This is a genomic window from Psychroflexus aurantiacus, assembly GCF_010820555.1.
Classification (GTDB): domain Bacteria; phylum Bacteroidota; class Bacteroidia; order Flavobacteriales; family Flavobacteriaceae; genus Psychroflexus; species Psychroflexus aurantiacus.
In genome coordinates this window covers 1-8947 of the sequence record NZ_JAAIKD010000010.1, presented here as the reverse complement: position 1 = coordinate 8947, position 8947 = coordinate 1, and the positions used below count along the sequence as shown (strand labels likewise).

The window sequence follows — 8947 nt, the reverse complement described above, 5'->3', positions numbered from 1 at the left end:
GTATTGGTTTGTTGGTCAAGTTAATTATTTTCTTTCTAACGCTACCGTCTATTGGCGATGAACCGTTGTTAGGCAAAGTTTTATAATGCTTTTTGAATAGTATTTTCTAGTTTTTCCACATTTGCTTTGCTGTAGCCTTTTATTATATCAACAACCACATTTTGGTTGTTAATCACTATATGAGTTGGAAATGAAGTAATATTATATTTATCCTGATCAATTAAAACAATACTATACGAAAATGGATTTATAGGTAAAAAGTTATTTATAAGATTTTTTCTCGATGTATTAATCGCTGGTGCAATAAAGCTTACATTTTCACTTTTGAACTTTTTCACCAATTCATTCAGTTCTGGAATCTCTTTTATACAAGGAGCACACCAGGTTCCCCAAAAATTTAAAACGATCACATTGTCTTTTATTGATTCTGAGGATATTTCATTACCGTATATGTCTGAATAATTGAAAGGTGAAATTGTTTCTCCAATTTCATATTTTAATCGATGACCAAATTCTGGATCAATAATTTTTGCAAAAGAATGATCTAGAGTAGGTATTGATTTTAATATTTGTCCGAATTGGGCATTTTCATTAATTGGTTGGCTAAATTTCCAGGTTTCTCCTTCATCCTCCGAAATTCCTACTATATAGCTTTTACTGTTTTCTCTAAAATTAATTTGAAATAAGGATTGAATTTGATCTCCAGATTTGGTTGATTTTATAAGCCTTTCATAAGTGAATTTGTCAGAATCATTTTTTAGAATCTTCTTCCAAATCTCTACAAACTTTTCTTTTTTTGCTTGGTCATTTTTGTAATATCTCGGTAATAGATAGTCAACATATTCTTCAATTTGCTTTTTATTATAAACTTCAATCATCTCGTTTACTTGAACAGTACTTGTTATTTGATTCTGGTTTTGTCCGATAACAGAAATACCGAAGAATAGAATAATTGCTGTTATTAATAATTTAGTTTTATCCATGTAGAAGTTGATTCTGAGTTATATAAAATTTTGCCTAACGTGTTCGTGTATGGAAAGTTGCGTGTTTGAGGGCGAGGATTTTCCAAAGGAAAATCGGAAGCCGGCAAACAAGCAACCAACTTTGTGCTAGCTAAAACTAGCAATTTTTTATACACGGTGTTGGCAGCAGTTTATTTTAATTTAAATTCCCATTGAAATTCATCCATTATAAACTTTTCAAGAACTGTAAATTCAGTTTCCTCTTCATTCTCATTCGGAAAATTTGTTCTAAAAGTGAATTGATTATATTTTTCACCTTTTTTTTGTTCTATAACATATAAAGAGAAAGGCTCGTGTAAAACGAGAGAAAAATTTTCTTGCGATTTATATTTGAAAAGATTTAATGAATCTAATTTTTTAAAAAAATTAGCGATACCACTTGCAGGTATTTTATTTTCTTGAGTCAGAAATTTTCTTTTCCCATTTTTTGTCAGTCCGATTTCGATAAGTTCCGCTTGTTCGTTTAAAATACTGTCTTTGAAAATAGTAATAACTCTATCTATTGAAGTACTATTGTTTATCCAAATCCGAACTATGTTTTCAGCGTCACTACTTTGAATAGGAAAAAGCCTTTCTCCTGAATATCCGAAATTCCTAAATGGCATAACTTGTTCTTTACCTGCCGAACAAGAAACGGAAATAAATGTTAATATTAAAATCAGCTTTCTCAAGAATTGTTTTTTTTAATTGCTGCCAACGGTCTCGGTTATCGCCAGTTGGCGGATTAAGGGACGCGGATTTGTCGGCTTAGTATTGGTTTGTTGATCAAGTTAATTATTTTCTTACTAACGGTGCCGCTTATTGGCGATTAACCGTTGTTGGCCCCAGTATTTATTTAATCGGATTATCTATTAGAAGATTTGCCATGTTATAATATAAAGCAAAAGCAACTACTACCTTATTCATTTCATTTCCAAAATCTTCTTCTTTTAATTTTTTATTCATTGCTCCTGCAATAATTGAATTAGCTATATCTCCGTATTTTGTTTGTGCATTTAAAACTTCTTTGATTGGATCGTTTGAATAATTACTATTTAGACATTTTAAATAGTCTCCATTTGGATTCAAAACATAGGTAATTAATTCTTTTTGTTCAGGTTCTTCTTCAATTTCCTGTGATAACGAAACAATAGCTATTTCTTCTTCCGAATTGTCTACCTTGTACTTACTCCATATTTTCTCAAATGTTTTGTTTTCTTTCATTTCCTTGATAATTTCCGCAGTTTTATCATTTGAATAAAAGTCAGGTGAGAAATCATAATTAGGAGGAATAGAACCTAAATCTTCAATATAGGATTTGAAGTTTTTATTTGGATTTTTTCGTTTGTAGTGTTCTTCTAATTTTTTCTCAAATAATGAAGTTGCTTTGTTAAGAACATTTATATCATTCTCTGTTAAGCAATCGGCTAATTTGTCGGCATAATTGAATCGTTTTTGAGAAGTACAAGACAATGAAATAGAGATAAAAAATAGAAGTAGACTTTTGTTCATAGTTTTCTGAAATATTGGGGCCAACGTTTATGTATAAGAATAGTTGCGGGTTTGTATGCGAGGATTTTCCGAAGGAAAATCAGACGTTACAAACACGCAACGACCTTTGATTAAGCATTAAACCGCAATTATTTTTATACGGTGTTGTGTAACGTTTTTTTTAAATTCCATAACTTTCATTCATACACATAATTCCATTGATTTCGGTCATTTTTTCAATTTTTTTGGTTTTAAGATTTGCTTTCCACGCACTTTTAATTTTGGAAAAATATTCTAAATCAAAATCATTTTCAGTTCTCTCAATTATTGTGAAAATCCGAGAATCTGCATTTCCGTTATTTTGGCAAACACCAAATGATGTAAATTCATTTTCTTTAAAATTATTGATATGAATGGTATCTAAAATTTGATACTTTTTTTCAGGTTTTCCAGTCTCAACAATTTTCTCAAGAATAACTATTCGTTTGTTGTCATTTACCATCTCAACAAAAACATATTCCCATCTTCTTTCGTCATAATTTATGACAGAGCTAATTCCGTTTTCGTAATTTTTGAAATATTCAATTTCATTAATTTTCCTAAAGACTTTATCAAAAATCGTTTTTTTTGTTTTTTCAGAATCCGAAATTTCCGTTTCACTTTGTTCAGTTAGTGATGTTTGAGTTTCTGTTTTATTCTTTTTGTCAACACAACTAAAAGTCAGAAATATTAATATGTAAGTTAGTATTTTGTTCATTTCTCAAATGTTACACAACGGTTTTGTATAAGATTAGTTGCGTGTTTTAAGCACTAAAGTTAGCAAATAAATCACAGATAGAAAGTCCGCGAGGACTTTCGTAAATAGGCTAAAACCAGCAATTAATTTTATACGGTGTTGTAGGTAGTTTTTTTATTCCACCATACATATCCAATTAGTCCAATTCCAACAACTATCATTCCTACAATTCCAATTTTCAAGCCTAACATTGGATTATCATATAATCTGTCGTTAAACAAACCAAATATTAAAGAAATTAATCTTGTTGGTAAAAATGCTAAACTAATTAGAATTGCTAAATATTTTGGATTAGAATATTTTGTCAAAATCGAATGAATTATTGGTGCAATATGAATTTCTGAAATTGCAAGAAATAATAATGATATTAAATAAGTTATTGTATGCTGTTCAGTCGGCACTTCTGGAATAAAGAATAATATTCCGAATGAAACTACTCCGAAAATAAAACCGAGCATTAATTTAAAGAATTGACTACTGTAAAAATAAGTCCACAAAATAATTGCAATTATGCTAATCGGTAAAATAAAAATAGAGTTGATAGATTGCCATAAATGATTTGGAATACCTAAAGTTGATATTTCGCTCAATTGTAGTTGTAAATCATAAGTCCGAATGCTTGATATTTCATAAAAACCCCAAAATAATCCAACAACAATAAATGCAATTAAGATGTTAAAAATTCTTTTACTTATCGAAAACTGATTTTTCTCAATTTCATCCAAATTTTTTTCCTTTGAAAGTAAGATTGGAATTATTGAGATTAACATTAATATTCCAGACAAAACAAATCCAATATTGTAACCATATGTTTCTCCAATATATCCAATCAGTAAAATACCAAGAAATGAACCTAAATTTATTGCGAGATAAAATACAGTAAATCCTGAATCTAATAGTTTAGTTTTATTTAGATATGATTTTCCAAAATTTGAGATAATATTTGGCGTGAAAAATCCGCTACCTAAAACGACAAGAAATAAGCCTAAATAAAGTCCAGTTGTTGAAGGTATGCACAGACTAAAAGCTCCGATTGCTTGAATAATTCCGCCAATTATTATTGATTTTTTATTTCCAATAAGTAAGTCTCCAAAAAGTCCTCCGATAATTTGAGAGAAAACTAAAGAGCCAATAAGCCAACCATAAATGGTTAATGCTTCAGCTCTGTCCATTTTCAGAGTTTCTCCGACCATATAAAGCACTACAAGAGCACGAAAACCATAATAAGATGCTCTTTCCAACATTCTGGAAATAGAGTAGTAGAGAGTTTCTATTGTGTGTTTCTGATTTTCAATTTTATCCATTCAGTTTATTGGGTTGGTAAATTACCTACAACGGTTCTCACATATGTATTTGTGGCGGGCAAACAAGCGCAAGATTTTCAGTTAAACTTTATCTTTTATAAACATACCAAAATTCTCAATTCAACAGGATGTTTAGCCATAAAACATATGCAGTGTTGCCCACTGGTTATCATTCGTATATCATTTTTCGGACTCTTTTTTCAGTCTCCTTAATATATTCCACTCCGTAATTTTTCAATTTAGGATTTGAGTCTGAAATAAGGTTTGAGTTTTTAAAGTAATATTTTTTCTCAATTGGATTATTTTTTCTTTTCCCGCGATAAAAATTCACGTTCAGTTTAGCAAAAATCATTTCCTGGTTTTGATAGTAAAATTCAAATTTTTGATACGTTTTGTGACTAGCTTGATTGTATTTAATTCTTAGTGGAAGATTGTCATCTTGTTCTTTGTATAAAAAATAAGCCTCCCAACCACCGTTTTTTTTAGATACATTTTTAGAAATAATCGGACCTTCTGCAATTCCTTCGGAATAGTTTTTTTCGGTTCTATTAATCAAATCAACAATTGAGTCAATTCTATTCAGTTCGTTACTCAATTCAGATTTAAGATTTTGTCCATAAATCAAAATTGGGAAAAATAGAACTCCAATTAAATATGTGATTTTCGTTTTTTTCAAACTTGTGGGCAACGGTTCTCTAGTATGGCAAGTAGCGTGCAAATACTAGCTTAATTTTCAGTTTAACTTTTCAATTTCTAAATATACCAAAACTTTGGATCTTGCACTTAGAAGCTATTGGCTATACTAGATGTTGTGCATAGTTCTTCTAAGAGCAATTTTTATGATTAATAATATTTAATTATTCTTATCTCTTCCATTTTGCTTGAATAAATTCTATTAGCTTTAGAAAACTCCCATTTGTTATTTCTTTGTGATTTATTCTCAGAAGTATATCGTTTTTGATCGATATAAAAAATGCTGTTCCATAGATTACTTTTAATTCTTTAATTTCATTCAAATTAAAACTATATGTATTTCCATCATATAAGAAATTTATCTCTTCTGAACTAAAACTTAAATGCATCTCTCCTTCAAACAGTGATTTTCTTTCTTTATTTATTTTAATGACAGCTCTAATTAAAAAAAATGTACTATAGATTAACATCCCGAGCAAACCTATTCCTAAAGATGGTATCAACATATTTATAATGTCTGGGTAAAAGTTTAATTCATCAATAAAGTTTAGTAAGCCAATCAACAGAATTATTAAGTATATTAGAATAAATGCTTTAAAAAATGAATCGAATGTATCATAGATAAAGTATTTAATACAATCCCTTTTATAGTTTTTAAATTTTTGAAAAATAGTAATTTCCACCTTGGTATTGAAGTTAAAACTGATGATTATTTTGAATTATGTACAACGGTTTGTGTAAGGATAGTTGCGCGTGCTAGCAACTAACTTACTAAAAATAGAACGAACCAGAGGAAAATCCGCAGGATTTTCCGAGTAGGCTAGAACCAAGCAATTATTTTTACACGGTGTTGTGCATAGTATTTATTTTTTACAAATCACTCCGTTTTGTGATAGTTCTTCTCCATTATTTGTTGTCATTGTCGCCGTGTAAAACAAACAATTATTTTCGATTTTACGTTTAGTTACGACAATTCCATTATTCTGATTTACCCATTTTTCCGTTTCATCCAATTCCATTTTCGATTCATCATAGGTAAGTCGATAAGTGCATTCGTCAATCCACTCAATTTTTTCATACGCTGGTTGTCCGTTCCCAATTCCATTTTTCCATTCAATTTGAGCATTCTTTTTTCTTTCAATAACAGTTTTTGTTACAGTTGAGTCTAATTGTAGCTCAAAATCTTGAATACTATCGTTACTAATTACAGTAAAATTTTTTAATTCCTCTGTTGTCGGAATATAGAATTCTCCCAAATGAAAATCAGAACAAGTCAATTCTTGCGCACAAGAGTTAAGTCCGATTAAAGTTAATAAAAAGAGTAAAGTTGTAGTTTTTTTCATATTATGCACAACGCCTAGCTATGATGAGTGGGGATTAGAAAACACTAACCTTTCAATTCGCATAGCCACGCCATATAAATTTATTAATTGTGGCGGACTTAGCAAGTGCCTCCAATGTTTCGTGACCTATAAAACCCCATTCATTCATAGCATATGTTAGAGCCTTTTTCTTTAATTGAAGAACTCTGAAATCAGTTTATAGTAGTCCATATCAGTCATTATTCCAACTTCAATCAAAGTGCTATCACTCTTTATGAATATTGCTCCATACCCGTAATGTTCGAATTTGTCGAGTTCCACGTTCCCAACATCAATGAAGCGTTCTGTCGTGATTTCGGCCTTAACATTTGAGTTTTTAAGTGAGTCCATCACTTTTGAAACATAGAATCCAAAGTCAGATGAAACCTCATAAAGTCCTTGATAATCTGGCAAGTTGGCAACAGAATCAAACTCTTGTTCACTGAGATGAAAAAACACAATTTTTTCGTTTGAAAACTTATCTGTGGAGCTAATTTTTAGTTCTAATTTGTTGTCATTAATTCGGAGTTCATACAATTCTGGTTTCTTTGAGTCTCCTGCTTGTTCAAGTCGCGTGTAGCCAGTTAGAATAATACTATCTTTTAGAACTAATTCATCAGTTCTAAAATTTTGACCAAATATTCTTCTTGGTTCACCAGTTGAGAAATCAAAAACTGTAAGTTCAGTTGGATCACTTGCAAAGTACCATCCATAGGTCATCAAGAATGTCAGATTCCCCATTTTGACTACTGAAATTAAGTCGGAAGAAATTTCATTCTGAGTTGGCATGGAGTTGTTAGCTCTGATTCCAAGGTTGTATTCGTCAAGAACTTTTCCGTTAGCTAGTTCTATCCGTATGCGTTGAAAATCGCCTGGGTCATTAGCGTACTCTTCAAAGTTGAAAAGTTCAATTTTATCAAGTTGTCCATCCGAATCTAGATCGTACTTATATGATTCTACTGGAATAATCGTTAATTCTGACCTGGATTCAAATGGTCTGTGTTCCTCTAGGTTACCAGTTAATTCGGGGTCAATGCTCAGACCTTTGAATTTTGATTGCTTATTCCCAATTACTGCTGAATTTTCTATTGCTGGTTCGGATGAAGTCTGTTCGTTAGACTTGTTCGTTGAGCAAGAGAAAAGTAGAAATCCGAATATGCTGGTGATGATGAATGTTCTCATAGGAGAATTGGCTCTAACGGTTCTCTAGTATGGCCAGTAGCGCGCAAATACTAGCTTAATTTTCAGTTTATCTTTTATATTTATAAATATACTAAAACTTTCGGCTTAGCACATAAAAGCTATTGGCTATACTAGATGTTGTAACACGTTTTATTTTCGTTTGCTGTTTCGTTTCCATTCCTTAAATCCGATGACATCATCTCGGATTTTTCTTTTCCATTTTCTTCCATACTTTTCAGTCAAGTAATCAAAGACTCGTGAATTGTATTCAATCACACACTTTTCATTCGGTGGAACGCATCCAAAATCATAAAAGCGAATTCCGTATTTATTTTCAAAATCTTTATCGGATGTATATTCTACAGGCGCAATCCCGCCATTTAAAAATAAGTAGACATTATTATTTTTAAAATCCGCCTTTATCCACTCATCAATTTGTTCGCAAGTTTCAGAGTCTACAAAAGTTATTTTTCCTGCTGTGCTATTATTATATTCTCCATCTGTTAATTCTCGGTTTTGACTGAAAATTATTGATGAGAATAAAAAAAACATTATCAAAATCCCAAATTTTAATTTCAAGTGCTGTGTTTTTACTCGTTTAATTTCTTAATTATCTTTTCAGTTAGACTGTCATTTTTTTCGTCAAGAAGTATAATTGTCGGTCCGTAAACATTATTTATTGCAAGTAGTCCATATTTTGGATTAAATAAAATTGGACCTGTTGCGTCTTCTGAATAATCTACCGTTTCATAATACTCAAACTCTAAACCTTGAAGTTCGTCATTTGAGAAAGGTATTTTATCATTTTTTATAAATTTACCAGATCCAAAAAAAAGAGAGTCCGAGTTTCTTATTTTTCTAATTGTTATCGTCTTTGTTGTGTCAATTTGATTAACATACTTGTAATTCAGAGATTTGTCAGTTTTATTGAAAGTAAGAGTGAACTTTTCATTTTTCGGTTCTGAACCAAAGTATATTGTTGCATTTTTTTCAGAGCTCCATTCTGTATCATTTTTAGAGCATCCGAAAAAAATCGTAAATATTAATATGTATGTAAAGTGTTTTGTCAAAATGTGTTACAACGGTCCAGGCTATGAGTAGTGCGGGAGTTCAAAAGCA

General features: G+C 30.7%; 11 protein-coding genes. All 11 read right to left on the bottom strand.

Going from position 1 to position 8947, the window contains the following annotated elements; genetic code table 11:
- Positions 1–80: 80 nt before the first annotated feature.
- The 11 genes from G3567_RS12920 to G3567_RS12870 all read right to left on the bottom strand — a co-directional run bounded on the left by G3567_RS12920 (position 81) and on the right by G3567_RS12870 (position 8898).
- Entirely contained in the window at positions 81–983 is a 903-nt protein-coding gene (locus G3567_RS12920) for a TlpA family protein disulfide reductase (RefSeq protein WP_164005735.1), read from the bottom strand.
- A gap of 170 nt (positions 984–1153) precedes the next feature.
- Positions 1154–1693 (bottom strand): hypothetical protein, encoded by a 540-nt coding sequence (locus G3567_RS12915; protein ID WP_164005734.1) that lies wholly within the window; start codon positions 1691–1693, stop codon positions 1154–1156.
- A gap of 160 nt (positions 1694–1853) precedes the next feature.
- Entirely contained in the window at positions 1854–2513 is a 660-nt protein-coding gene (locus tag G3567_RS12910) for a hypothetical protein (protein ID WP_164005733.1), read from the bottom strand.
- Between the two features lie 160 nt (positions 2514–2673).
- A complete protein-coding gene (locus G3567_RS12905) occupies positions 2674–3249 on the bottom strand; it encodes a hypothetical protein (RefSeq protein WP_164005732.1) in 576 nt (191 codons plus the stop codon).
- Positions 3250–3377: 128 nt separating this feature from the next.
- A complete protein-coding gene (locus G3567_RS12900) occupies positions 3378–4592 on the bottom strand; it encodes a POT-type proton-dependent oligopeptide transporter (protein WP_164005731.1) in 1215 nt (404 codons plus the stop codon).
- Between the two features lie 169 nt (positions 4593–4761).
- Positions 4762–5268, bottom strand: a complete 507-nt coding sequence (locus G3567_RS12895) for a hypothetical protein (RefSeq protein WP_164005730.1) — start codon at positions 5266–5268, stop codon at positions 4762–4764.
- A 187-nt stretch (positions 5269–5455) separates the two neighbouring features.
- Entirely contained in the window at positions 5456–5968 is a 513-nt protein-coding gene (locus G3567_RS12890) for a hypothetical protein (protein WP_164005729.1), read from the bottom strand.
- 180 nt (positions 5969–6148) lie between these two features.
- Positions 6149–6628, bottom strand: a complete 480-nt coding sequence (locus G3567_RS12885; RefSeq protein ID WP_164005728.1) for a hypothetical protein — start codon at positions 6626–6628, stop codon at positions 6149–6151.
- 171 nt (positions 6629–6799) lie between these two features.
- Positions 6800–7828 carry a hypothetical protein gene (locus G3567_RS12880; protein WP_164005727.1) on the bottom strand — a complete coding sequence of 343 codons (1029 nt, stop codon included), beginning with the start codon at positions 7826–7828 and terminating at the stop codon, positions 6800–6802.
- A 150-nt stretch (positions 7829–7978) separates the two neighbouring features.
- A complete protein-coding gene (locus tag G3567_RS12875; protein WP_164005726.1) occupies positions 7979–8407 on the bottom strand; it encodes an FEKKY domain-containing protein in 429 nt (142 codons plus the stop codon).
- 11 nt (positions 8408–8418) lie between these two features.
- A complete protein-coding gene (locus tag G3567_RS12870) occupies positions 8419–8898 on the bottom strand; it encodes a hypothetical protein (protein ID WP_164005725.1) in 480 nt (159 codons plus the stop codon).
- Positions 8899–8947: the final 49 nt, after the last annotated feature.